The sequence below is a fragment of the Kineococcus mangrovi genome, from assembly GCF_041320705.1.
GTDB lineage: Bacteria > Actinomycetota > Actinomycetes > Actinomycetales > Kineococcaceae > Kineococcus > Kineococcus mangrovi.
On sequence record NZ_JBGGTQ010000003.1, the window covers coordinates 161874 to 185901 of the forward strand.

Below are 24028 nucleotides of genomic sequence, written 5' to 3' on the forward strand. Positions count from 1 at the left end.
GGGGAGACCGCCCGATGAACCCGCAGTCCCGGCTGAACCCGGCCCACGATCAGTCCGCCCGCTACGTGCTCCCGCAGTTCGAGGAGCGCACGTCCTACGGCATGAAGCGCTCGGACCCGTACACGAAGCTCTTCGAGGACCGCATCATCTTCCTCGGCGTGCAGGTGGACGACGCCTCGGCCGACGACATCATCGCCCAGCTCATCGTCCTGGAGTCCCAGGACACCGAGCGGGACATCATCATGTACATCAACTCCCCGGGCGGGTCCTTCACCGCCCTCACGGCGATCTACGACACGATGATGTACATCCGTCCGGACATCCAGACGTACTGCATGGGCCAGGCGGCCTCGGCCGCCGCGGTCCTGCTGGCCGCCGGGGCTCCGGGCAAGCGCTTCGCGCTGCCCAACTCCCGCATCCTGATCCACCAGCCGGCCATGGCCGGTGGTGACTACGGGCAGGCCTCCGACCTGGAGATCCAGGCCAACGAGATCCTGCGGATGCGGTCCTGGCTGGAGAGCACGCTCGCGTTCCACTCGAACCGGACGGCCGACCAGGTCCGCGAGGACATCGAGCGCGACAAGTTCCTCACCGCCAACGAGGCCGTCGAGTACGGGCTCATCGACGAGGTGCTGACGAGCCGGAAGGCTTCCGCTCCGTCTCTGTGAGCACGAAGCGTCACTCGTGCGCAGCATCGAGTGACGAGATGCCGAGCTTCCGGGGGGCCGGTCTGGCACCGTGTCCCCCGGGGGCGTCTAATGAGTCGGGCGAGGCGGACCCGGCAGGTAGCGTGGACCGGACCGGCCGGACACGACGGACCGGTGGCCCGGACGCCGTGGCCGCCGCCGGCAGCACCCCGTACGTCGAGGAGAGGATTCGTCGGTGGCACGCATCGGTGACGGTGGCGACCTGCTGAAGTGCTCGTTCTGCGGCAAGAGCCAGAAGCAGGTCAAGAAGCTCATCGCGGGCCCAGGTGTCTACATCTGCGACGAGTGCATCGACCTCTGCAACGAGATCATCGAGGAGGAGCTCGCCGAGGCCAACGACCTGGGCCTGGTGGAGCTGCCGAAGCCGAAGGAGATCTTCGACTTCCTCGACCAGTACGTCATCGGCCAGTCCTCGGCGAAGAAGTCGCTCGCCGTGGCCGTCTACAACCACTACAAGCGCATCCAGGTCGGCGAGGCCGCCGGCAGCGGGAAGGCGCGCGGCGAGGACGCCGTCGAGATCTCCAAGTCCAACATCCTGCTCATCGGGCCGACGGGCTGCGGCAAGACGTACCTGGCCCAAACGCTCGCGAAGATGCTCAACGTCCCCTTCGCCATCGCCGACGCGACGGCGCTGACCGAGGCCGGCTACGTCGGTGAGGACGTCGAGAACATCCTCCTCAAGCTCATCCAGGCCGCCGACTACGACGTCAAGAAGGCCGAGACGGGCATCATCTACATCGACGAGGTCGACAAGATCGCCCGCAAGTCCGAGAACCCCTCCATCACGCGGGACGTCTCGGGCGAGGGGGTGCAGCAGGCGCTGTTGAAGATCCTGGAGGGGACGACGGCCTCGGTGCCGCCGCAGGGCGGGCGCAAGCACCCGCACCAGGAGTTCATCCAGATCGACACGACGAACGTGCTGTTCATCGTGGGTGGTGCCTTCGCCGGCCTGGACCGCATCATCGAGGCCCGCTCCGGCAAGCAGGGCCTCGGCTTCGGGGCGCAGCTGCGCTCCACTACCGACAAGCAGGCCGAGCCGTCCTTCGCCGACGTCATGCCCGAGGACCTCATGAAGTTCGGGCTCATCCCCGAGTTCATCGGTCGCCTCCCGGTCATCACGAGCGTCGAGAACCTCGACCGCGACGCCCTGGTGCAGATCCTCACCCAGCCCCGCAACGCGCTCGCCAAGCAGTACCAGCGGATGTTCGAGCTGGACGGCGTGGAGCTGGAGTTCACCGACGACGCCCTCGAAGCCGTGGCCGACCAGGCCATCCTGCGCGGCACCGGCGCCCGCGGGCTGCGCGCCATCATCGAGGAGGTCCTGCTCCCGGTGATGTTCGACGTGCCCAGCCGCGACGACATCGCCCGCGTCGTCGTGACGCGCGAGGTCGTGCTGAAGAACGTCAACCCCACGCTGGTCCCGCGCGAGGCCCCGGCCCGCAAGTCCTCCCGGGAGCGCCGCGACAAGTCGGCCTGACCGGACCCGCCCGCACGACGAAGGGGCCCTCGCGCCGTCCGGTGCGGGGGCCCCTTCGTCGTGCGGGCCGGGCTACTGCTGCAGCACCGCCTCGACGTCGATCTGGACCTTCAGCGTCGTGCCGAAGACGGCGACACCGATGCCGACGGCCTGGTTCCAGTTCATCGCGAAGTCGTCGCGGTGCAGCTCCGTCGTCGCGGTGAACGCGGCGCGGGTGCCGCCCCACGGGTCCGGGCCGGACCCGGCGTAGGACAGCTGCAGCTGCACCGGGCGGGTCGTGGCCAGCAGCGTCAGGTCACCGGACAGGACCCACCCGTCCGCGCCGCGCTGCACCCCCGTCGCGGTGAAGGTGAGGGTGGGGTGGTGGTCGGTGTCCAGGAAGTCCGCCGACCGCAGGTGCTCGTCGCGCTGGGCGTTGCCGGTGTCGATGGACGTGGCGTCGATCTCGACCTGCACGCTCGCACGGGTGACGTCCTCCGGGACCGTGATGACCCCGGAGAAGCCCGTGAACCGCCCGTTGACCGCGGCCAGGCCGAGGTGGTGGGCGCGGGCCGAGATCGAGGAGTGCGTGACGTCGATGGCCCACACGCCGGCCGGCGGCACGTCGCTGCCGCCCTGTCGGCGCAGGCGGACCTCGCCGATGCGCCAGGCGCCGGCGCCGGGGACGACGACGCTCGTGGCGCGCGGTTCGTGGGCCGCGGCGGCGACGAGCATGGTCGCCGCCCCCGCGGGCACCCCGAGAAGGGCGAAGCCGCCGTCACCGCCGGTGACGGCGCGCGCCACCTGCGACCCGTCGGCACCGAGGAGCGTCACCGACGCCCCGGTGACGGGCCAGCCCTCGCGGTCGACGACGCGACCCTCCCCGGTGGCGCCGCCATCGGCCGTGCTGACGGCGACCCGCGGGGCCGCCGCCGGGTCCGGGCTCACCGCTGCTCCGCGCGGGACTCGAACCGGGTCAGGTCCAGCGTGGTGCCGCCCTCGCCGGCGCCGAGCGTGATCCGAGCGGCGGACACGGTGTCCTCCTCGACGTCGACGGCCGTGGCGACGGGCGCGTACCCGGCGGCGGTCAGCGTGTAGTGGCCGCCGGCCAGGTCCTCGAAGGAGTAGCTGCCGTCGAGGGCGGTGACGACCGAGCCGACCACCTCGCCGTCGGCGTCCACGAGGGTCACCGTCGCCTCGCGCAGGACCCGGCCGTCGCTGGCGGCGACGACGGTCCCGGTGAGGCGGCCGCCGCCGGTGAGGACGAGGTCGCAGGCGATCGCCCCGGAGTCGGGGACCTCGATGCTGCGGGCCAGCGGCCGGTGCGACTCGTTCTGCGCGGTCAGCACGTAGGTGCCGCCCATGAGCTGGTCGAAGGAGTACCCGCCGCCGTCGTCGCTGCGGGCGGAGCCGACGACCTCCCCGGTGACGTCCGTGAGGGTCACCAGGGCCCCCTGGACGCCGGTGGCGCGACCGTCGTGCCCGTCCAGGCCCTGGGGCAGGACGTGCGTCAGGACGCGGCCGGTGATGGCCGAGCGGCCGGCGAGCACGACGTCGCGGGTGACCGGGGTGTCCCCGACCCCGACGAGCGTGGCCGAGGGGGCCACGTGGGCCGCGGCGACGATGAGCAGGTAGGTGCCACCGGTCGGCAGGTCCAGCCGGTAGCCCCCGTCGTCGCGGGTGCTGGTGCGGGCGACCTGCTGCCCGGACTGGTCGGCGAGGGTCACCACGGCACCCGGCAGCGGCCGGCGGTCGTGGTGGCTGACGGTGCCGGACACCGACAGGCCGGTGTCGGTGCGCGAGGACTGGGCGGGCACGCTGGGGATCTCCTCCCGGTCGGGGTGCGGGCGACCGTTCGCCGACCCGTCGAGCGAGCCGTCGCCGTGCACGGCCGTTCCGCCGATCCTCGCACTGCGGACGCCCTCCTGGCCCGTCGTGGCCGCGACGGCCGTGGCCGAGGTGCGGTCCGAGGCCTCCGGCGCGTCGTCGTCCGTGCGCAGCGCGCGCTCCTTGAAGAAGAGCGTGATGAGGAAGGCGATGAGCGCGAACGGGGCGGCGATGAGGAAGACGTCGGCGATGGAGGAGCCGTAGGCCGACTGCACGATCGAGCGCACGGGCTCGGGGATCGCACGCAGGTCGGGGACGCCGGTCGCGGAGCCCATCGACGACAGGGCCTGGCCGGGGTCGATGCGGGCGGCGCGCAGGCCGCTCTCGAGGTGGTCGGTGACCCGGTGGCCGAGGACGGCGCCGAGCGCGGAGACGCCGATGGCACCCCCGAGGCTGCGGGCGAAGGCGATGAAGGAGCTGGCCGAGCCGAGGTCGCGGGGTTCGGCGACGTTCTGGACCGCCAGGACGAGGTTCTGCATCATCATGCCGACGCCGAGGCCGACGAGGGCCATGAAGGGGGCGACGACCCAGTAGTCCGTGTCGTACTCGATGGTGCCCATGAGACCGAGGCCGGCGGTGAGCAGGACGCCGCCGGTGACCAGCCAGCCCTTCCAGCGGCCGGTGCGGGTGATGAACTGCCCGGCGATCGTGGAGGCGAGGAAGAGCCCGACGATCATCGGGATGGTCATGACGCCGGCCATGGTCGGGGTCTCCCCGCGGGCCAGCTGGAAGTACTGGCTGAGGAAGATCGTGGCGCCGAACATCGCGACGCCGACGAAGAGGCTGGCCGCGGCCGACAGGGCGATCGTCGGGTTGCGGAAGAACTTCAGCGGGACGATCGGCTCGGCGGCACGTCGCTCGGCGACGACGGCCAGGCCGAGGAGGACGACACCGCCGGCGACGAGGCCGACGGTCCACCACGAGGCCCAGTCGAACTGGTTGCCGGCCAGGGAGACCCAGATGAGCAGGGCGGAGATCCCGGCGGCCAGCAGGAGGGCGCCGAGGTAGTCGATCGAGACGTCGCGCTGGGGCTGGGCGGGCAGCTTCAGGCGGGTCTGGAGCACGATGAAGGCGGCGATGGCGAACGGGATGCCGACGTAGAAGCACCAGTGCCAGGACAGGTGCTGGGTGAGGACCCCGCCGATGAGGGGGCCGCCGACCGTGGCCAGGGCGAAGGTGGCGCCGAGGTAGCCGGAGTACCGACCGCGCTCGCGGGGGGTGACCATCGAGGCGAGGATCACCTGCGCCAGGGCGAGCAGTCCGCCACCGCCCAGGCCCTGGAAGACGCGCAGGGTGATGAGCATGCCCATGCTGGTCGACAGGCCGGCGACGGCCGAGGCGACGACGAAGATGACCAGGGCGATCTGGACGAGCAGCTTCTTGGAGAAGAGGTCGGCCAGCTTGCCCCAGATGGGCGTGGAGATGGTGGTGGCCAGCAGGGCGGCGGTGACGACCCAGGTGTAGCCGGACTCGGTGCCGTGCAGGTCGTTGACGATGCGCGGCAACGCGTTCGAGACGACCGTGGAGGACAGGATGGCGACGAACATCCCCAGCAGCAGGCCCGAGAGCGCCTCCAGGACCTGCGCGTGGGTCATCTTCGGGGCACCGCCGGTGCCGGTGCTGGACGTCGGTGGGACGTCGGTGGTGCTGCTCATGCGTTCCCCTGCAACTGCTTCTGGTGGGTGGACGGGGGGCTGGACGGGACCGGGGCGGCGACGAGGCGGCCGAGGAGGCGGGTGAGGTCGCCGACCTCCTCGTCCCGCCAGCCGTCGAGGTGGTCGAGGAGCCGGTCGACGACGGCGCGGCGGAAGGTGCGGATCTCCTGCACGCCGGCCGGGGTGAGGCTGAGGCGCTGGGAGCGGCCGTCGGCGGGGTCGGGGCAGGAGACGAGCAGTCCGCGCTGCCGGAGGTGGCTGACCTGCCGGCTGACGGTCGACAGGTCGAGGGAGAGGTGCTCGGCGACCTCGCTGACGCGCAGCGGTCCGTGCTGGAGGACGACGGCCAGCGCGGCGACGGCCGGGGTGTGGTGCGTGCCCACCAGCTCCCGGTGGGCCCGCAGGAGGTCCGGGAAGACGTCGGCGAGCGCTGCGCACGCGTGCGGTGTGGCCATGACGACCTCGATCGGCTCGGTTGGTGTGTGCAAGCAACATTAAGTGTGTTGGTTGCTCCATGCAACTCGATCCGGTCGGGCCGGTCGGTCCGGGCAGGGGGGCGCGGTGGCGGCCCGCCCGGGGGAGCGGGCGCGCCACCACCGCGTGCCGCGGCCGGCGCCGCGCGGGCGGGGGTGTCCCCGCCGCGGGTCAGATCGCGGAGTTCAGGCGGTGCAGGAGGTCGGCGAGAGCGGTCATGTCCTCCTCCGGCCAGCCCTCCAGGCGGGTGTGCAGCCGCTGCCGGCGCGCGGCGCGGGCGGCGTGCACCTTCTCCAGGCCGTCGGGGGACAGGGTGAGCCGCACGGCGCGCCCGTCGGTCGGGTCGGCCTCGCGGCTGACGAGGCCGAGGCGTTCGAGGAGCTGGACCTGCCGGGACAGCGTGGGCTTGCCGATGCCGAAGAACGTCGCCAGGTCCGAGGGCCGCGACTCCCCGACGTCGTCGAGGCGCACCAGCAGGCTGTAGGCCTCCGGCTCCAGGTCCGGGTGCACGTTGCGCGCGGTCTCCCGGTTGATGGCGCGAGAGCGCCGCAAGAGCACGGCGAGTTCGCGTTCCAGCGCTTCAGCAGGGCCACTGACCATCCCCGGAACCTACCGGCACCGCGAGCGCCGCGGACGACCCGCCCACCACCGGCCCACCAGTCGCCCACCGCGTGCTCGCCGCGCACCGGGGCCCGCGGGTTGTCGCAGGGAGCCCGCACCGCCTACTGTCGCGATCGGATGCATCGAATCGATGCATCGAAAGCGAGCTGAGGAGCTGTCGTGGTCCGCAAGCGCGGTGACGTCGTCCTGCTGGCCGTCCTGGCGCTGCTGGCCGACGGCCCGATGCACGGCTACGAGGTGCGCAAGCGCCTCGACCAGCGGCTGGGGGTGCTCCGGGCCCTGAGCTACGGGACGCTCTACCCCGCGCTGCGCGCCCTGCAGGCCGGCGGTTGCATCACCGAGACGACCGAGCAGCGGCTGCCGGGCACCATCAGCCCCAAGCGGGCCCGCGTCGTCTACGAGATCACCGCGCACGGCCGGGACCGGCTCGCCGGCATGCTCGAGGAGTCCGGCCCCGAGGCGTGGGAGGACGACGCGTTCGGCGTCCACTTCGCCCTCTTCGCCCGGGTCGCCCCCCGCACCCGGTTGCGCGTCCTGGAGGGCCGCCGCGCGCGGCTGCTCGAACGCCTGGAGCAGATGAACCGGTCCATCGAGCGCACCCAAGCCCAGCTCGACGTCTACGCGCTGGAGGCCCAGCGGCACGGTCTGGAGACCGTGCGCAGCGAGGTCGACTGGCTCGAACGCCTCATCACCGCCGAGCACCACCCCACACCCACCCCCACCCCGAAGGAGACCCCCTGATGGCTGGTCCCATCCGCGTCGCGATCGTCGGCGTCGGCAACTGCGCCGCCTCGCTCGTCCAGGGCGTGCACCACTACCGCGACGCCGACCCGGCACAGCCCGTCCCCGGGCTCATGCACGTGCGGTTCGGCGACTACCACGTGGGCGACGTCGAGTTCGTCGCCGCGTTCGACGTCGACGACAAGAAGGTCGGCCTCGACCTCGCCGACGCCATCGGCGCGTCGGAGAACAACACGGTCAAGATCTGCGACGTCCCGGCCACGGGTGTGACCGTGCAGCGCGGCCACACCCTCGACGGTCTCGGCAAGTACTACCGCGAGACGATCAGCGAGTCCGCGGCCGAACCGGTCGACGTCGTCGCCGCCCTGCGCGAGGCGAAGGCCGACGTCCTCGTCTGCTACCTGCCCGTGGGGTCCGAGGACGCGGCGATGTTCTACGCCCAGTGCGCCATCGACGCGAAGGTCGCCTTCGTCAACGCCCTGCCCGTCTTCATCGCCGGCACCCCCGAGTGGGCGCAGAAGTTCACCGACGCCGGTGTCCCGATCGTCGGCGACGACATCAAGTCCCAGGTCGGCGCGACCATCACCCACCGCGTCCTGGCCAAGCTGCTGGAGGACCGCGGGATCAAGCTGGAGCGGACCTACCAGCTGAACGTCGGCGGGAACATGGACTTCAAGAACATGCTCGAGCGCGACCGGCTGGAGTCCAAGAAGATCTCCAAGACGCAGGCCGTCACCTCCAACGTCGAGGCCGACTTCGGCACCCGCAACGTCCACATCGGTCCCAGCGACTACGTCCAGTGGCTCGACGACCGCAAGTGGGCCTACGTCCGGCTGGAGGGCAAGGCGTTCGGCGACGTCCCGCTGAACCTGGAGTACAAGCTCGAGGTGTGGGACTCCCCGAACTCCGCCGGCGTCATCATCGACGCCGTCCGCGCCGCCAAGATCGGCCTGGACCGCGGGATCGGCGGCCCGCTGCTGTCCCCGTCGGCCTACTTCATGAAGTCCCCGCCGGAGCAGCGCGACGACGAGACCGGCCGCGCCGGCGTCGAGGCGTTCATCGCGGGCACCGTCGAACGCTGACGAGCCCACCCCGCGGGGGCCCGGCCGGCAGGAGCACCGGCCGGGCCCCGCGGCGGTTCAGCCCTCGGCCGGGGCGATCTGCGCGACCGCGGTGAGGCCCTCGGCCCCCTCGACGACGACCCACTCGATCGAGGCGGCCCGCGAGGCCGCGAGCACGTCCGCCTCGGCACGACGGCCCGCCTCGACGAGGTGCGCGGGGCCGGAGACCGTCGCCGCGCCCAGCGGCGTCTTCTGCGAGACCTTCGCCTCGCTCTTGACCTTCCGCAGCGCCGAGAGCGCCTGCCCCGCAGCGGGGAGCACGAGCGTCGTGCCCTCGTCCACCGAGCCGAGCTCGCGCACCACCGGCCACGGCGCGGTGTGGACGGACCCGTCCTGCCACCACGACCAGACCTCCTCGGCCGCGAAGGGCAGGAACGGCGCGAACAACCGCAGCAGGGTCCGCAGGGTCAGCGCCGCCGTCGCCCGCGCCGAGGCCGCCGGGCCCTCCCCGCGCGAGCCGTAGGCGCGGTCCTTGACCAGCTCCACCCAGTCGTCGCAGAAGTTCCAGAAGAACCTCTCGGTGACGTCGAGGGCGGTGGCGTGGTCGTAGCGCTCGAACGCGTCGGTCGCCTGCGCCACGACCGTCGCCAGCCCCGCGAGGCCCCCCGCGTCGATCGGTTCGGTCACGGCGGCCGGGTCGGCCGCGGTCCCGCGCTCGACGCCGAGACCGAGGACGAACTTCGAGGCGTTGAGCAGCTTCATCGCCAGCCGACGGCCGATCTTCATCTGCCCGGTGTCGAACGTCGCGTCCGTCCCGAGCCGGGAGGAGGCCGCCCAGTAGCGCACCGCGTCGGAGCCGAACTCCTCCAGCAGCGCCAGCGGCGTCACGACGTTGCCCTTGGACTTCGACATCTTCTTGCGGTCCGGGTCGAGGATCCAGCCCGACAGCGCGGTCCGCTTCCACGGCAGACCGTCGAACTCCAGGTGCGAGCGCACGACGGTGGAGAACAGCCAGGTGCGGATGATGTCCTGGCCCTGCGGGCGCAGGTCCATCGGGTAGACGCGGGAGAACAGGTCCTCGTCGCGCTCCCAGCCGCCGGCCAGCAGCGGGGTCAGCGACGACGTCGCCCACGTGTCCATGACGTCGGGGTCGGCCGCGAAACCGCCCGGCACGCCGCGCTGGTCCTCGCTGTAGCCCGGGGCCGGTTCGGCGGCCGGGTCCACCGGCAGCGCGGACTCGGCGGGCACCACGGGGGAGTCGTAGACGGGTTCGCCGTCGGCGTCCAGCGGGTACCAGACGGGGAACGGGACGCCGAAGAACCGCTGCCGGGAGATCAGCCAGTCGCCGTTGAGCCCGGAGACCCAGTGGTCGTACCGGTGCTTCATGTGCTCGGGGTGCCAGGCCAGCTCGCCGCCGCGTTCGAGCAGCGCCGAGCGCAGCTGCGCGTCGCGGCCGCCGTTGCGCAGGTACCACTGCCGGGTGGACACGATCTCGAGCGGGCGGTCGCCCTTCTCGTAGAACTTCACCGGGTGCGTGATCCTCTTCGCCTCCCCGACCATGTCCCCGGAGGCCTGCAACGCCTCCACGACCGCCTTCTGCGCCGAGAACACCGTCTGGCCGGCCAGCGTCGCGTAGAACTCCGCACCCGCCCCGGACAGCCACGCCGGGGTCTCGCGCAGCAGCCGGCCGTCGCGGCCGATGACGGCGCGGTTGGGCAGGTTCAGCTCGCGCCACCACGTGATGTCGGTGGTGTCGCCGAAGGTGCAGATCATCGCGATGCCGGACCCCTTCTCGGGGTCGGCCAGCTTGTGCGCCACGACGGGCACCTCGACGCCGAACAGCGGCGTGCGCACGGTCGTGCCGAACAGCGGCTGGTAGCGCTCGTCGTCGGGGTGGGCCACGAGGGCGACGCACGCGGGCAGCAGCACGGGCCGGGTCGTCTCGATGAACACCGGGTCACCACCGGCGGTGGGCGCGAAGCCGAGCCGGTGGTAGGCGCCCTCGGTGTCCTTGTCCTCCAGCTCGGCCTGCGCGACCGCGGTGCGGAACGTCGTGTCCCACAGCGTCGGGGCCTCGGCCGTGTACGCCTCGCCGCGGGCCAGGTTGCGCAGGAACGCCCGCTGGGCCGTGGCCCGGGAGGTCTCCGAGATCGTGGAGTAGGTGTGCGACCAGTCCACCGACAGACCCAGGCGCCGCCACAGGGACTCGAAGACCTGCTCGTCCTCGGCCGTCAGCCGGTCGCACAGCTCCACGAAGTTGCGGCGCGAGACCTGCACGAAGTCGCGGTCGTTCTTCGGCGCCTTCTCCGGCGGCACGAACGAGGCGTCGTACGGCAGCGCCGGGTCGCAGCGCACGCCGTAGTAGTTCTGCACGCGCCGCTCGGTCGGCAGGCCGTTGTCGTCCCAGCCCATCGGGTAGAAGACGGACTTGCCGCGCATCCGCTGGAAACGGGCGACGACATCGGTGTGGGTGTAGCTGAAGACGTGCCCCACGTGCAGCGACCCGGAGACCGTGGGCGGCGGGGTGTCGATGGAGTAGACGTCGGCGCGCGGGACGGAGCGGTCGAAGGCGTGGGTGCCGCGGTCCTGCCAGGCGGGGGCCCAGCGCTCCTCCAGACCGTCGACCGTCGGACGGTCGGGTACCTCGACGCCGGGTGCGGTGGTCGCGCGGAACTGCGCGGGCGCGGGGGCTGCGCCGTCGGTGGAGGGGGTGCTGGCGTCGGACATGCCCCCATCATCCCGCAACCGCGCGGCGGGGCCGGCGACCCCCGGACGGCCCGCTCAGGCCGACCCCGGCGCGCGCCGATGTTCCCCTGGTGAGCCGGCTCCTGCGACGTCCGCCCCCGTGGGTGAGCTACCTCCTGCTCGGCGGGACGGTGGCGCTGGCGTGCCTGCTGACGACCGGCACCCTGCACGACGCGCTGCTGGCCGCCGTCGGGTGCAGCAGCGCCGTCGCCGTCGCGGTCGGCGTCCGCACCCACCGGCCCGTGCAGCCGCGCGCCTGGTGGGCGATGGCCGCCGGGATGCTCTGCTGGGGCACCGGTGACGCGCTGTACGTCCTGGTCTACGACGTCGGCGGCTCGCAGGCGTACCCGGCGTGGCCGGACGCCGCCTACCTGCTGGCCTACCCCTTCCTGGGGTTCTCCCTGCTGGCGCTGGCCCGCAAGGCCCGTCCGGGCCGCGACGTCGAGGGCGTCATCGACGCCACGGTCCTGTCCGTGGGCGCCGGCCTGCTGAGCTGGGTGTTCCTGCTCGAACCGGCGCTGCGGACCCTGTCCCAGGACCTGCTCGGCGGGGCGGTCTCGGCCGTGTACCCCGTGGCGGACGTCTTCGTCCTGGCGATGCTCGTCCGGCTCACCTCGGCGGCCGGTGCCCGGTCGCCGAGCTTCGCCCTCCTGTGCTCCGGGACCGTCATGATGCTCGTCGCCGACGCCTCGTACCAGGTCGCGTACGCCGCCGCCGGCTACGACGGGCTCGGCCTGGACCCGGCCTGGCTGCTGGCGTACCTGCTGTGGGGGGCCAGCGCCCTGCACCCCTCGATGCGCCGCCTGTCCGACCCCGCCCCCGGGACCGGCCACGGCGAGCTGGGCGGCGGGCGGCTGGTGCTGCTGGCCGGTGCCAGCCTGCTGGCCCCGGCGACCCTCACGCTGCAGCTCCTGCTGCAGCAGCACCCCTCCTCGTGGGCGGTGGCGATCACCTCCGCGGTGCTGTTCCTGCTCGTCGTGACCCGCATGTGGACGTTGCTGCGGCGCCTGCGGGTGCAGGCCGAGCAGCTCGGCGACCTGGCCCGCACCGACCCCCTCACGGGTCTGCTCAACCGCCGCAGCGGCGACGCCGTGCTGGCGCGCACCAGCGCCCGGTGCGCCCAGGACGGGTCCGACCTCGTCGTCGTGCTGCTCGACCTGGACCACTTCAAGGCGTTCAACGACACGTACGGGCACCCCGCGGGAGACCGGTTGCTCGTCGGGGCGGCGCGCGCGTGGGGCGAGGTCCTGGCCGGCGCGGGCGGTCAGCTGGCCCGCTGGGGCGGGGAGGAGTTCCTCGTGGTGCTCGTCGGGCTCGAGCGCGCGGGCGTGGACGCGGTCCTGGACCGGATGCGCGGGGTCGTCCCCGCGGGCCGCACGTTCTCGGCCGGCGCGGCGCGCTGGAACGTCGGCACCGGCGGGGTCGTGGACCTCGCCGCGCTCGTCGCCGCGGCCGACGAGGCCCTGTACGCGGCCAAGGCGGCCGGGCGCGACCGGACGTGCTGGGCGCCGGAGCCCGCCGGGCCGGTCACCGGGCAGGACGCGGGGACCTCGGCGGTCCCCGCGGTCCCCGTCCGCACCGCCCACCGAACGGCCCAACCCGCCCCGCGGGGCTGAAGCCACCCGGCGCGGTGGTCGATGCCCCACCGTGGACCGGTGCTCTGGGGCGAGGCGGGTGGTGCGCTCGCCGTGGTGCGCCTACGCGCTGGTCGGGGCCCTGCTCGCCCTCGGCGTCCAGCTGGTCCCGCAGGGCCCCGTCCGCGACGGTCTCGGCGCCCTCACCGGGTGCGCGGCCGGGGTCGCCACCGTCGTCGGTGCTCGTCTGCACCGCCCCCGGCACCCCCGCGCCTGGTGGCTGCTGGCGGCCGGCCTGGGGTCCTGGGCGCTCGGTGACGTCACCTACTGGGTCTGCTGGTGGTTGCTCGACGTGCGCGGCTTCCCCGGCCCCCCGGACCTGCTCTACCTCGCCGCCTACCCCCTCGTGGCCGCCGGCCTGCTGCGGATGGCGCGCCTGGCCCGGCCCGGCCGGGACGTCGAGGGCGCCGTCGACGCCGCCATCCTCGTCGCCGGCTGCGGTCTGGTGTCGTGGACCTCCCTCATCGCGCCGACCCTCGCCGGGTTCTCCGCCGACCCCGCCAGCGCGGTCGTCTCCGCGGCCTACCCGGTGGCCGACGTCGTCGTCCTGGGCGCCCTCGTGCGCCTCTTCGCGGCCACCGGGCACCGGTCGGTGTCGTCCCGGCTGCTGGCCTCGGCGGCCCTCGTCCTGCTCGTGGCCGACTCCGTCGACCAGTACGCCACGTCGTTCGGCCCCGGCGACGGCTCCGGAGCCGACTGGATGTGGCAGGCGGCGTACGTGCTGTGGGGCTGCGCCGCCCTGCACCCCTCGATGCGGCGGCTGTCCGACCCCGCCCCCGCACCGGGGTCCGCGGGGTTGTCCACCTCCCGGCTGCTGGTCCTGACCGGGGCGAGCCTGCTGGCCCCGGCCACGCTCGTCCTCCAGCTGCTGCTCGGCCTGCCCCCGCAGGGCTGGGCCTACGTCGTCGGGTCCACCGTCCTCTTCCTGCTCGTCGTGCTGCGGATACACGTGCTGCTGCGGAGGGTGCGCGCGCAGGCGGACCTGCTCGCCGACCTCGCCCGCACCGACCCGCTGACCGGTCTGCTGAACCGGCGCAGCGCCGACGCCGAGCTGCGCCGCCTGCGCGACCGGGCCCGGCTCGACGGCACCGACCTCGTCGTGGCCCTCCTCGACCTCGACCGGTTCAAGGTCTTCAACGACACCCGCGGCCACCCCGCCGGGGACCGGTTGCTCGTCGGGGCCTGCACGGCGTGGCGGGGGGCGCTCGCGGGCACGGGGGTGGCGCTGGCCCGGTGGGGCGGGGAGGAGTTCGCCCTCGTCGCGACCGGGATCGCCCCCGCCCGGGTGGAGCAGGTCCTCGCCGACCTGCGGGCGGTCACGCCCGAGGGGCAGACGTTCTCGGCGGGGCTGGCGGTCTGGGACGGCGCCGAACCGCTGGACGCGCTCGTCGCCCGCGCGGACGCCGCGCTCTACGCGGCCAAGCACGCCGGGCGGGCCTGCACCCGGACGGCCGACCGCGGTGCCGGGCCGGTGCACACCACCGCCTGACGTGTGCGAAGCTGCACGCAACCAGCGACGACGACGTCCGCAGGAGAGCAGATGCACAGCTTCGCCAGCGTCCTCACCGAGCACGCGCGCACCCGCCCCGACGAGGTCGCGGTCCGCCTCGACGACCACGCCCTCACCTGGGCCGCGCTCGACGACGCCACCGCCCGCGTGGCGGCCCTGCTGCGCGCGCAGGGCGTGCGGCGGGGGGACCGGGTGGCGCTGATCGCGCCCAACGTCCCGCACTTCCCGGTGCTCTACCACGGCATCCTGCGCGCCGGCGCGGTCGTCGTGCCGATGAACCCCCTGCTGCGGGGCCGGGAGGTGAACCACCACTTCACCGACTCCGGCGCCGTGCTCGCCCTCGTCTGGCACGCCGTCGCCGAGGCCGCCCACGCCGGGGCCGTCGGCACGCCCACCCGCGTCGTGGAGGTCGACCCGGAGGGGACCGCGGCCCTGCTCGCGGGGGTCGAGCCCGATCACGACGACGTGCGCGACCCCGACCCGCAGGACACCGCCGTCATCCTCTACACCTCCGGGACGACGGGGGCGCCCAAGGGCGCGGAACTGACCCACCACAACCTCCTCAGCAACGCGGTCACCTCCCAGGAGCAGCTCGTCCGGATGGGTGCGGGGGACGTCATCCTCGGGGCCCTCCCGCTGTTCCACGCCTTCGGCCAGACCTGCGCCATGAACACCGCGCTCGTCGCGGGCCGCACCATGTCGCTGCTGCCCCGGTTCACCGCGGAGGCGGCGCTGGCCGTCGTCGAACGCGACCGCGTCACCCACTTCGCCGGAGTCCCCACGATGTACGTGGCGATGCTGGGTGAGCCCACCGCGGCCGGCCGGGACCTGTCCTCCTGGCGCATGGCGGTCTCGGGCGGTGCTTCGCTGCCCGTGGAGGTGCTGCGGGGTTTCGAGGAGAGGTACGGGGTGCAGGTCTTCGAGGGGTACGGCCTGAGCGAGACCTCGCCCGTCGCCTCGTTCAACCTCCCCGACCTCCCGCGCAAACCCGGCACGATCGGCGTCCCGGTCCGCGGCTGCGAGATGGACCTGCGCTCGGCCGACGGTTCCCCCGTGGCCCCGGGAGAGGTCGGCGAGATCGTCGTCAAGGGGGAGAACGTCATGAAGGGTTACTGGCGCAACGAGACCGCCACGGCCCAGGCGATCACCGACGGCTGGTTCCGCAGCGGCGACCTCGCGACGCGGGACCCCGAGGGGTACTACACGATCGTCGACCGGGCCAAGGACATGATCGACCGCGGTGGGTACAACGTGTACCCGCGCGAGGTCGAGGAGGTCCTGTACGAGCACCCGGCCGTCGAGCAGGCGGCCGTCGTGGGTTTCCCCGACCCCCTGGTGGGCGAGGAGATCGGGGCGGCGGTGGTCCTCAAGCAGGGCGCGAGCGCCACCCCGGAGGAACTGCAGCAGCACGTCAAGGCGCAGCTCGCCGCGTACAAGTACCCGCGGCGGGTCTGGATCGTGTCGGACCTGCCGAAGGGCCCCACCGGCAAGATCCTCAAGCGCGAGATCACACCCCCTGCACGGACGGAGGACACCCCGGCATGAGCACCCCCCAGCACGCGAGCACGAGCGCCACCAGCGACGCGGTCCCCACCGGCGTCGACTACTACGACATCGCCGCCGACCTCACCGACGCCGAGCGCGAGACCTGGGCCACCGTCCGCGCGTTCGTGGACGAGAAGGTGGTCCCGGTCGCCGGCGGGTACTGGGAACGCGCCGAGATGCCCATGGACCTGCTCAAGGAGTACGGGCAGCTGAACCTCGTCGGCGACGGTCTGGAAGGACCGGGGGTCCCGCGCTTGAGCCACACCGCCGCGGGCCTGGTGACGATGGAACTCTCGCGCGGCGACGGCAGCTTCGCCACCATGCTCGGCGTCCAGGCGGGTCTGGCGATGCGGTCCATCGAGTTCCTCGGGTCGCAGGAGCAGAAGGAGCGCTGGCTGCCGCCCATGGCCCGGTTGGAGGTGCTCGGGGCGTTCGGGCTCACCGAACCCGACCACGGCTCCGACGCCGTGGCCCTGGGGACCACGGCCCGCCGGGACGGTGACGAGTACGTCCTCGACGGCGCCAAGCGCTGGATCGGGTTCGGGACCGTCTGCGACGTCTGCGTCGTGTGGGCACGCGGGGAGGACGGCCAGGTCCAGGGGTTCCTCGTGGAGCGGGGGACGCCCGGGTACGAGGCGACCGTCATCGAGGGCAAGGCGTCGCTGCGGGCGATCCACAACGCGGCCATCACGCTGGACGGCGTGCGGGTGCCGGCCGAGAACAAGCTCCCGGGGGCGCGCAGCTTCCGCGACACCGGCCGCGTCCTGTCCGCCACCCGCGCCGGCATCGCGTGGGGCGCGCTCGGGCACGCGACCGCCGCGTACGAGACGGCCCTGGCGTACTCGCTGGAGCGCCGGCAGTTCGGTCAGCCGCTGGCGAGCTTCCAGCTCGTGCAGGACAAGCTCGTGCAGATGCTCGCCGAGGTGACCGCGATGCAGCTGTTCTGCCTGCGGGTCGGCAAGCTCGCCGACGCCGGCCGCCTCACCGACACCCAGGCCTCCCTGGCCAAGGTCAACGCGACCCGCAAGGCCCGCGCCGTGACCGCGATGGCGCGCGACCTGCTGGGCGGCAACGGGATCCTGCTGGAACACCGCGTCGCGCGGCACATGGCCGACGTCGAGGCCCTGCACACCTACGAGGGCACCGAGTCGATCCAGACCCTCATCGTCGGACGCCACCTCACGGGGGTCTCCAGCTTCACCTGAGCGCCCGCCCCCACGGCGCAGGCCCCCGGACCGCACGGTCCGGGGGCCTGCGCCGTGCGGGGCGCTCAGCCCTGGTGGAACCGGCGGCCCGTGACCCGCTCGCCGGCGCCGACCCGGTCCAGGTACGGCGTGATCCCGCCCGTGAACAGCGGGTGCCCCGTGCCCAGGACCAGGCACACGTCGACGTCCTCAGGGCCGGCGACGACGCCCTCGTCCAGGACGCGGCGGATCTCGTCGGCGAGGGCGTCCTGCACGTTCCGCAGGACCTCCTCGCGCGTCAGCGGCGCGTCGCCCCCCTGGAACAGGCCCTCGTGGGCGCCGGTCAGCGCGACCGGGCCCTTCGGCGTGACGAGTTCCGGTCCGCCCGCCTCGACCCAGCGCCGCAGGTTGTCCGAGACCGTGTACCGGTCGGGGAAGGCGGCGGCCAGCGTCTCGTGCACGTGCAGCATGACGGCGGGCCCGACGAAGTGCCCGAGGCGGAACGGCGTCATCGGCAGCCCCAGCTCGTCGAGGCTGTGCTCGACGTCGAGCAGCGGCGTGCCCGCGTCGACGGCCTTGACGACCTCGTCGAACATGCGCGTCGAGATGCGGTTCACGACGAACGCGGGCGCGTCCCGGACGAGCACGCACGTCTTCTTCAGCTTCTTCCCGACCGCGAACGCCGTCGCCAGGGCGACGTCGTCCGTCGCCTGAGTCCGCACGACCTCGACGAGGGGCAGCACGGCGACGGGGTTGAAGAAGTGGAAGCCGACGAACCGCTCGGGGTTCTCCAGCACCGACGCCATCTCGGTGACCGACAGCGAACTGGTGTTGGTGGCGAGGACGGCGTCCTCGCGCAGCAGGGGTTCCAGTTCGCGCAGGACGTCCTGCTTGACCGACATCTCCTCGAAGACGGCCTCGATGACGAAGTCGCAGTCGGCCAGGGCCTTCTTGTCCACCGACCCCGACACCGACGCCGACAGCCGGTTGGCCGTGTCGGAGGAGATCCGGCCCTTGGTCAGCAGGTCGGCCACTCCCTGGCGGACGAACCCGACGCCCTTCTCCACGCGCTCGGCCGAGACGTCGGTGAGGACGACGGGGACCTGCAACCGGTGCAGGAACAGCAGCGCGAGCTGGGAGGCCATGAGGCCCGCGCCGACGACGCCGACCGAGGTCACCTTGCGCGGGTCCACCTGCGGCGCACCGGTCGGCTTGCGGCCGTAGCGCTGCACGAGGTCGAACGCGTACAGGCCCGCCTTCAGCTCGGGGGAGACCCCGAGGTCCGCCAGCGCCTGGTCCTCGGCGGCGAAGTGGGTGTCCCGGTCGTTCGTGCGGGCGGCCTCCAGGAGGTCCAGCGTCCGGTACGGCGCCGGGGCTGCACCGTGGACGCGGGCGTCGGCGACGGCCCGTCCCCGGGCGAGCGCCGCCGTCCACGTCGCCTCGTCGGCCGGTTCGGCGCGCTCCACCGCCGTCTCGCCCGCGAGGACCGTCCCGGCCCAGCGCAGCGACTGCACGAGGAAGTCGGCCGGCTCGAACAGCGCGTCGGCGATGCCGGCTTCGAACGCCTGCGGACCGGACAGCGTCTTGTTGTTCGCGAGCGCGTTCTCGATCGCGACCTTGACCGCGACGTCCGGGCCGGCCAGGCGGGGGAGCAGGTACGTCCCGCCCCACCCGGGCACGAGACCCAGGTACGCCTCGGGCAGCCCGATGCCGCGCACGGCGCCCGAGACCGTCCGGTAAGTGCAGTGCAGCGCCGTCTCCAGGCCGCCGCCGAGGGCCAGGCCGTTGACGAACGCGAACGTCGGCACGCCCGCGTCCGCGAAGCGGCGCAGCACCCGGTGGCCGAGGGCCCCGACGGCCCGGCTGGACTCCAGGTCGGCGATCGAGGCGACGGCCTTGAGGTCGGCCCCGGCGCAGAACACGTGGTGCGCGCCGGTGACGCCGAGCGCGACGACGCCCTCCTCGCGCACGAGACGCTCGGCGACGTCCAGGGCCGCGTCGAGGTCGCCCAGCCCGGGCTGGCCGAGGACGAACGGCCGGCGCGGGTCGCCGGAGTCGAGGGTGAGCAGGGCCATCGTGCCGGGCTTCGTGCCGCCGGGGGTGCGGGGCAGGTCGAGGGTGCGGACGTGGACGGTCATCAGGCGGCCGCCCCCTCGTGAGCGAACCCTTCCCAGGCGGGGTTCTCCCAGACCACGGAACCGCCCTGGCCCAACCCGACGCACATCGCCGTGAGGCCGAAGCGGACCTCGGGGTGCTCGGCGAACTGGCGCGCGAGCTGGGTCATGAGGCGCACGCCGGACGCCGCCAGCGGGTGGCCGATCGCGATCGCGCCGCCGTAGAGGTTGACGCGCGGGTCGTCGTCGGCGATGCCGAAGTGGTCCAGGAAGCTGAGGACCTGCACGGCGAAGGCCTCGTTCAGCTCGAACAGACCGATGTCGTCGATGCTCAACCCCGTGCGCTGCAGCACCTTCTCGGTGGAGGGGACCGGGCCCAGGCCCATGACCCCCGGTTCGACGCCGGCGAACCCGAACCCGACCAGGCGCATCTTCGGCGTCAGCCCCAGCTCGGCGGCCACGTCCTCGGCGGCCAGGACGCACGCGGTGGCGCCGTCGGTCAGCGGGGAGGCGTTGCCCGCGGTGACGCGCCCGTGCGGGCGGAACGGCGTCCGCAGGTTCGCCAGGCCCTCCATCGTCGTGCCGGGCCGCGCGAGCTCGTCGGCCGTGGCCAGGCCCCAGCCCCGCTCGGCGCTCGCGGACGCGACGGGCACGAGGTCGGCCTCGACCTGCCCGTTCGCGACGGCCTTGGCGAACTTCTCCTGGCTGGCGACGGCGAACGCGTCGGCGCGCTCCTTCGTCAGCTGCGGGAACCGGTCGTGCAGCGCCTCGGCCGTCTTGCCCATGTCCAGGGCGTCGGGGGAGACGATGCGCTCGGTGAGGAAGCGCGGGTTCGGGTCCATGCCGGCGCCCAGCGGGTGGTGACCCATGTGCTCGACCCCGCCGGCCAGTGCCACGTCCAGGGCGCCGACGGCGATCGAGGCCGCGCTCGTCGTCACGGCCGTCATGGCGCCGGCGCACCAGCGGTCGATGGCGTACCCGGGCGTCGTGACGGGCAGGCCCGCCAGCAGGGCGGCGCTGCGGCCGAGCACGAGGCCCTGGTCACCGGACTGGGTGGCCGCCGCGACGGCGACCTCCTCGATCCGCTCGGGCGGCAGGGACGGGTTGCGGCGCAGCAGTTCGCGCAGGCACGCGACGACGAGGTCGTCGGCGCGGGTCTGGGCGTGGACGCCGTCGGGGCGGGCCTTGCCGAACGGGGTGCGGACGCCGTCGGCGAAGACGACGCTCCGTCCGGGGGCGGGCGTGTGGACCACAGGACCTCCTCGTCGCGGGTGCGTACGACGACACCGTACGCGTCGTGCGAGGTAAGCGGTACCGGCGGTCCCTGGTAATCGCCCGGGTGAGGGCGCCGGGTCGAACCAGTCCGCGTCGTGGGACGGCAGCCGCCGGTCACCGCGTCGCGCTGCGAGGCTGACCAGCACCAGCACCAGCGGCCAGCACCGCGAGGCCGCGCCGGACGCGGGGTCCACCCGGGAGCACCGGGCACAGGTGCCGACCCCACCCCGGTGCCCACCTCGCCCGCCGCGCGATCGCCACGGACCCGGTGCCGTGCGAGGCTCGGGCTCCCGGCCAGGTCCGCGGTCTCGCGCCGCACGTCCGACGCGACCCGGCGCCCGGACGGCACCAGGACACCACCAGCGCACGCGGAGGAGGGGCCATGCAGACGGTCGGGGTCGACGTGGGAGGCACCAACATCGAGGTCGGACTGGTCGGGGACGACCACGAGGTTCTCGGGAACGCCAAGCGGAACACCCCGGTGGAGGGGCCCGGAGCGGTCCTGGACGTCATCGCCGAACTGGTGGCCGAGGTCGGGGGCGATCCCGTGGGCATCGGGCTCGGCATCCCCGGCGTCGTCCACGAGGGACGGGCGCTGACCGTGCCCAACCTGCCGGGCTGGGACGACCCCGTCGACCTGGTCGAGGGGTTGTCCGACCGCACCGGGCTGCCCGTCGTCCTGGGCAACGACGGCAACGTGGGTCTGCTCGGGGAGTGGCTGCACGGAGCCGCGAAGGGCCACGACGACGTGCTGGGCGTGTGGCTGGGCACCGGGGTCGGTGGCGGGCTCGTGCTGGGTGGTCGTCCGTACCTGGGGTCGCACGGAGCCGCGGGCGAGATCGGGCACGTCGTCGTCCGGGACGGCGGTCAGCTGTGCGGCTGCGGGCGCCGCGGGTGCGTGGAGGCCTACGCCGGGCGCCGGTCGATGCAGACCGCCGTGCGGGCCTTGGTGGACGCCGGGCGCACCACGACCCTGGAGGAACTGCGGATCGACAAGGGCAAGGAGTCGATGACCTCCAGCGTCTGGGAGGCCGCCCTCGCGAACGGGGACGAGCTGGCGCAGGAGGTCTTCGGCACGGGCGTGGACGCGCTCGGGGTCGGGATCGGTGCCGTCCTGAACGTGCTGGACGTCGACCTCGTCGTCATCGGCGGGGGTCTGGCGGAGAAGCTCGGCTCGGACCTGGCGGACCGGATCGAGGAGTCCACCACGCCCTGGGTGATGCGTCCGAGCCCGGACCTGCGCTTCTGCGTCGCTGCCCTGGGTGACGACTCCGGAGTGGTGGGCGCGGCGGCGCTGTCCCGGTCCGCCGTGATCGCCGGCTCGTGAGCTGAGGCACGGGGTGCGGCGAGTGGTCGGTGGTGTGGCGCGTCCTGGCGGGCGGCACCGTCACCCGCGTCACCGTCGTGGTGGCGGGCGTCATCGCGCACGCCGTCCCGGCACCGCGGTCCGGGGACGGCGAACGGCGAACGGCGAACGGCCCGGACCTGACGAGGTCCGGGCCGTTCGGGGGAGTCCTGGCTCAGGCGGTGAGCCCGCGGGTCGGGCGGAGCAGCTTGATGACGAGCAGGGCGCTCGCGACGATCGTCAGGAAGGCGAGCGAGCGCCAGCCGACGGTCAGGACGACGCGCTGGAACTCGACGCTGGCCTGCGTCAGCCAGTACCAGGCGCCGACCGAGGAGACGACGACCGAACCGACGATCGTGCCGAGCAGGGCGCCGGCCCCGCCGCCGGTGCGCTTGCCGGCCTCGGCCGCGGCCTGCGCGGCCCACAGGTCGCGGCGGGTGCCGAGCAGGTGCGTCACCCAGGACTTGGCGGTGTTCCAGCCCGAGAACCACAGCCACAGCTCACCGGGCAGCCACAGCGCGGCGAACAGGTAGTCGGCGCCGCGGCGGTGGGGGGACAGGTGCGCCATCTTCAGCTGGTAGAGGGCGGCGAGCGCGGTCGGGGTGATCCACCACCAGGACCAGACGAACTGGTGGGTGGAGACCGAGGCGGCGAGCAGCGCGACGAAGGCCAGGCGCATGAAGACGTTCAGGCCCAGGCCGATGTGCTGCAGCCAGAACGGCAGCGTCCGCTTGGACAGCGGCGTGCTCGTCATGAGGGCGATGAGCCCGGCGTTCCACTTGGCGCGCTGGCCGGACAGGGCGCGGACGGTCGGCATGGCGCCGACCTGGGCGCGGGCGGTGGCCGACATGACCGTCGTCCAGCCGATCTCCTGCAGCTCCAGGCCGAGCTGGGCGTCCTCGGTCGCGGTCTCGTTCGTCCACGGGGCCGCGCGGCGGTGCCGGCGGGTCACCTCGTCGACGGCGGCGAACCGGAACGCCGAGCACTGGCCGCCGACGATCGTGGTGCGGCGGGCGCGCTCATTGGCGCGGACCTGGAACTGGGTGAAGTCCATCTTCTGCGCCCGCACGAGCTGGCGGTTGAACCAGCCGCCCTGGCCCTCGGCGAAGTGGTACTTGGCGGAGACGGCCGCCGCGCTGGGCGTCTTGAGGAGCTCGGCCTCGAGGTCGGCGAGGCAGTCGGGGTCGAGGACGACGTCGGCGTCCATGCTCACCATGACGTCGAAGGCGCCGCCGGCGAGGAACTCGGCGTACCCGGTCGCGAGCGCCCCGACCTTGGCGTCGGTGTTGCCGGAGGTCTCGATGACCTTGATGCCCCGGTACCGGCGGGCGATCTTCACGGTGTCGTCGGTGCAGTTGTCGGCGATGACGACGATGAGGTCCGGGGTGCGGGTCTGCGTCACGAGCGAGTCCAGGCACGCCTCGATGTCGGACTCCTCGTTGTGCGCCGGCAGCAGGACGGCCATCTTCGCCACCCGCCGGGTCGCGGGGCGGTAGCGCAGGCGGTGGATCGTGACCTCGAGCGCGCGCCGGGCGTTGACGGCGGTGTCGGCGAGGCGGTCGGCGAGGCTGGCGCGGGGGGCGGGGACGGTCGTCCGGGGCAGGACGGTCCCCTCGACGACCCGGGGCTCGGGCTGGACGAGGAGCGGAGCGAGGTCTTGAACGGCCATGGGGGCTGCCTCCGTGGGCGGGGCTCTGGGCTCGGGCTGTCGTGGTGCTGCGGGGCTCGTCAGTGACGTTAGGTAGCCGATTGCTCCTCCAACAGCTCCGTTCCGCCGCTAGAGGTAACGCTGTGCTCATTCATCGACCATGTGGACCGCTGGCCGTCACTCCTCGTCACGAACCATCACGCCATTCCTCGCCCGTCGTCACGCAGCGTCGTTGCCGGTGATCGGGGGTCGGGAGTGCGGGCCGAACGGGGAAGACCGGTGGGCGCGCGCCGGTTACGATGGGCGCACAGGCGTCGATCCGGCCATCACCGGTGAGCCTCCGGAAGAACGGGTGCCCCCGGGTGCCTCACTAGAACCGGACGGGTGCGGCCCGTGACAGCCGGACGAGAGCGGTCGTCCCCGCTC

At 73.2% G+C, this 24028-nt stretch carries 17 protein-coding genes; 9 read left to right on the plus strand and 8 right to left on the minus strand.

Annotated features, from left to right (window positions below; all coding sequences use genetic code 11):
* Nucleotides 1-14: 14 nt before the first annotated feature.
* Together AB2L28_RS06870 and clpX are read left to right on the plus strand one after the other, a co-directional pair.
* The gene (locus AB2L28_RS06870) at nucleotides 15-668 is read left to right on the plus strand and encodes an ATP-dependent Clp protease proteolytic subunit (protein WP_370718007.1); all 654 of its coding nucleotides are present in this window, start codon (nucleotides 15-17) and stop codon (nucleotides 666-668) included.
* Nucleotides 669-882: 214 nt separating this feature from the next.
* Nucleotides 883-2184, plus strand: a complete 1302-nt coding sequence (clpX, locus tag AB2L28_RS06875) for an ATP-dependent Clp protease ATP-binding subunit ClpX (protein WP_370718008.1) — start codon at nucleotides 883-885, stop codon at nucleotides 2182-2184.
* A gap of 72 nt (nucleotides 2185-2256) precedes the next feature.
* On the opposite strand, the gene AB2L28_RS06880 is transcribed toward clpX, so the two are convergent.
* The 4 genes from AB2L28_RS06880 to AB2L28_RS06895 form a co-directional block, all read right to left on the minus strand.
* Nucleotides 2257-3111 (minus strand): YceI family protein, encoded by an 855-nt coding sequence (locus tag AB2L28_RS06880; protein ID WP_370718009.1) that lies wholly within the window; start codon nucleotides 3109-3111, stop codon nucleotides 2257-2259.
* Nucleotides 3108-5645: an MFS transporter gene (locus tag AB2L28_RS06885; protein ID WP_490054862.1), complete on the minus strand. Its 2538-nt coding sequence runs from the start codon at nucleotides 5643-5645 to the stop codon at nucleotides 3108-3110. The genes AB2L28_RS06880 and AB2L28_RS06885 overlap by 4 nt, the downstream gene beginning before the upstream one ends.
* A 56-nt stretch (nucleotides 5646-5701) precedes the next feature.
* Nucleotides 5702-6193, minus strand: coding sequence for a MarR family winged helix-turn-helix transcriptional regulator (locus tag AB2L28_RS06890; RefSeq protein WP_370718011.1), 492 nt, complete (start codon nucleotides 6191-6193; stop codon nucleotides 5702-5704).
* A gap of 157 nt (nucleotides 6194-6350) precedes the next feature.
* Nucleotides 6351-6779 (minus strand): MarR family winged helix-turn-helix transcriptional regulator, encoded by a 429-nt coding sequence (locus AB2L28_RS06895; protein WP_370718012.1) that lies wholly within the window; start codon nucleotides 6777-6779, stop codon nucleotides 6351-6353.
* 180 nt (nucleotides 6780-6959) lie between these two features.
* Between AB2L28_RS06895 and AB2L28_RS06900 the strand changes: the two genes are divergently transcribed.
* Together AB2L28_RS06900 and AB2L28_RS06905 are read left to right on the plus strand one after the other, a co-directional pair.
* A complete protein-coding gene (locus AB2L28_RS06900; protein WP_370718013.1) occupies nucleotides 6960-7541 on the plus strand; it encodes a PadR family transcriptional regulator in 582 nt (193 codons plus the stop codon).
* A complete protein-coding gene (locus AB2L28_RS06905) occupies nucleotides 7541-8623 on the plus strand; it encodes an inositol-3-phosphate synthase (protein ID WP_370718014.1) in 1083 nt (360 codons plus the stop codon). Before AB2L28_RS06900 ends, AB2L28_RS06905 begins: the two co-directional genes overlap by 1 nt.
* A 57-nt stretch (nucleotides 8624-8680) precedes the next feature.
* Here the strand turns inward: AB2L28_RS06905 and valS are convergent, their stop codons facing one another.
* Entirely contained in the window at nucleotides 8681-11329 is a 2649-nt protein-coding gene (valS, locus tag AB2L28_RS06910) for a valine--tRNA ligase (RefSeq protein ID WP_370718015.1), read from the minus strand.
* An 89-nt stretch (nucleotides 11330-11418) separates the two neighbouring features.
* On the opposite strand from valS, the gene AB2L28_RS06915 reads away from it, so the two are divergent.
* The 4 genes from AB2L28_RS06915 to AB2L28_RS06930 all read left to right on the plus strand — a co-directional run bounded on the left by AB2L28_RS06915 (nucleotide 11419) and on the right by AB2L28_RS06930 (nucleotide 17241).
* On the plus strand, nucleotides 11419-12963 hold the full coding sequence (locus AB2L28_RS06915; RefSeq protein ID WP_370718016.1) for a GGDEF domain-containing protein: 1545 nt from the start codon (nucleotides 11419-11421) through the stop codon (nucleotides 12961-12963).
* 61 nt (nucleotides 12964-13024) lie between these two features.
* Nucleotides 13025-14470: a GGDEF domain-containing protein gene (locus AB2L28_RS06920; protein ID WP_370718017.1), complete on the plus strand. Its 1446-nt coding sequence runs from the start codon at nucleotides 13025-13027 to the stop codon at nucleotides 14468-14470.
* Nucleotides 14471-14521: 51 nt separating this feature from the next.
* On the plus strand, nucleotides 14522-16036 hold the full coding sequence (locus AB2L28_RS06925) for a long-chain-fatty-acid--CoA ligase (protein ID WP_370718018.1): 1515 nt from the start codon (nucleotides 14522-14524) through the stop codon (nucleotides 16034-16036).
* Nucleotides 16033-17241, plus strand: a complete 1209-nt coding sequence (locus AB2L28_RS06930) for an acyl-CoA dehydrogenase family protein (protein WP_370718019.1) — start codon at nucleotides 16033-16035, stop codon at nucleotides 17239-17241. The genes AB2L28_RS06925 and AB2L28_RS06930 overlap by 4 nt, the downstream gene beginning before the upstream one ends.
* Nucleotides 17242-17306: 65 nt before the next feature.
* On the opposite strand, the gene AB2L28_RS06935 is transcribed toward AB2L28_RS06930, so the two are convergent.
* Both AB2L28_RS06935 and AB2L28_RS06940 read right to left on the minus strand, forming a co-directional pair.
* Complete coding sequence (locus AB2L28_RS06935; protein WP_370718020.1) at nucleotides 17307-19358, minus strand: 3-hydroxyacyl-CoA dehydrogenase NAD-binding domain-containing protein; 2052 nt, start codon at nucleotides 19356-19358, stop codon at nucleotides 17307-17309.
* Nucleotides 19358-20587, minus strand: coding sequence for a thiolase family protein (locus AB2L28_RS06940; protein ID WP_370718021.1), 1230 nt, complete (start codon nucleotides 20585-20587; stop codon nucleotides 19358-19360). Before AB2L28_RS06940 ends, AB2L28_RS06935 begins: the two co-directional genes overlap by 1 nt.
* Nucleotides 20588-20991: 404 nt before the next feature.
* Between AB2L28_RS06940 and AB2L28_RS06945 the strand changes: the two genes are divergently transcribed.
* On the plus strand, nucleotides 20992-21936 hold the full coding sequence (locus AB2L28_RS06945; protein ID WP_370718022.1) for an ROK family protein: 945 nt from the start codon (nucleotides 20992-20994) through the stop codon (nucleotides 21934-21936).
* A gap of 193 nt (nucleotides 21937-22129) precedes the next feature.
* Here the strand turns inward: AB2L28_RS06945 and AB2L28_RS06950 are convergent, their stop codons facing one another.
* Nucleotides 22130-23623 (minus strand): glycosyltransferase family 2 protein, encoded by a 1494-nt coding sequence (locus AB2L28_RS06950; protein ID WP_370718023.1) that lies wholly within the window; start codon nucleotides 23621-23623, stop codon nucleotides 22130-22132.
* Nucleotides 23624-24028 lie beyond the last annotated feature (405 nt).

Coding starts and splice junctions, on each gene's coding strand:
- AB2L28_RS06935 (WP_370718020.1), bottom strand. CDS start 19,358: ATGACCGTCCACGTCCGCACCCTCGACCTGCCCCGCACCCCCGGCGGC.
- AB2L28_RS06925 (WP_370718018.1), top strand. CDS start 14,522: ATGCACAGCTTCGCCAGCGTCCTCACCGAGCACGCGCGCACCCGCCCC.
- AB2L28_RS06945 (WP_370718022.1), top strand. CDS start 20,992: ATGCAGACGGTCGGGGTCGACGTGGGAGGCACCAACATCGAGGTCGGA.
- AB2L28_RS06930 (WP_370718019.1), top strand. CDS start 16,033: ATGAGCACCCCCCAGCACGCGAGCACGAGCGCCACCAGCGACGCGGTC.
- AB2L28_RS06895 (WP_370718012.1), bottom strand. CDS start 6,779: ATGGTCAGTGGCCCTGCTGAAGCGCTGGAACGCGAACTCGCCGTGCTC.
- valS (WP_370718015.1), bottom strand. CDS start 11,329: ATGTCCGACGCCAGCACCCCCTCCACCGACGGCGCAGCCCCCGCGCCC.
- AB2L28_RS06905 (WP_370718014.1), top strand. CDS start 7,541: ATGGCTGGTCCCATCCGCGTCGCGATCGTCGGCGTCGGCAACTGCGCC.
- AB2L28_RS06950 (WP_370718023.1), bottom strand. CDS start 23,623: ATGGCCGTTCAAGACCTCGCTCCGCTCCTCGTCCAGCCCGAGCCCCGG.
- AB2L28_RS06885 (WP_490054862.1), bottom strand. CDS start 5,645: ATGACCCACGCGCAGGTCCTGGAGGCGCTCTCGGGCCTGCTGCTGGGG.
- AB2L28_RS06870 (WP_370718007.1), top strand. CDS start 15: ATGAACCCGCAGTCCCGGCTGAACCCGGCCCACGATCAGTCCGCCCGC.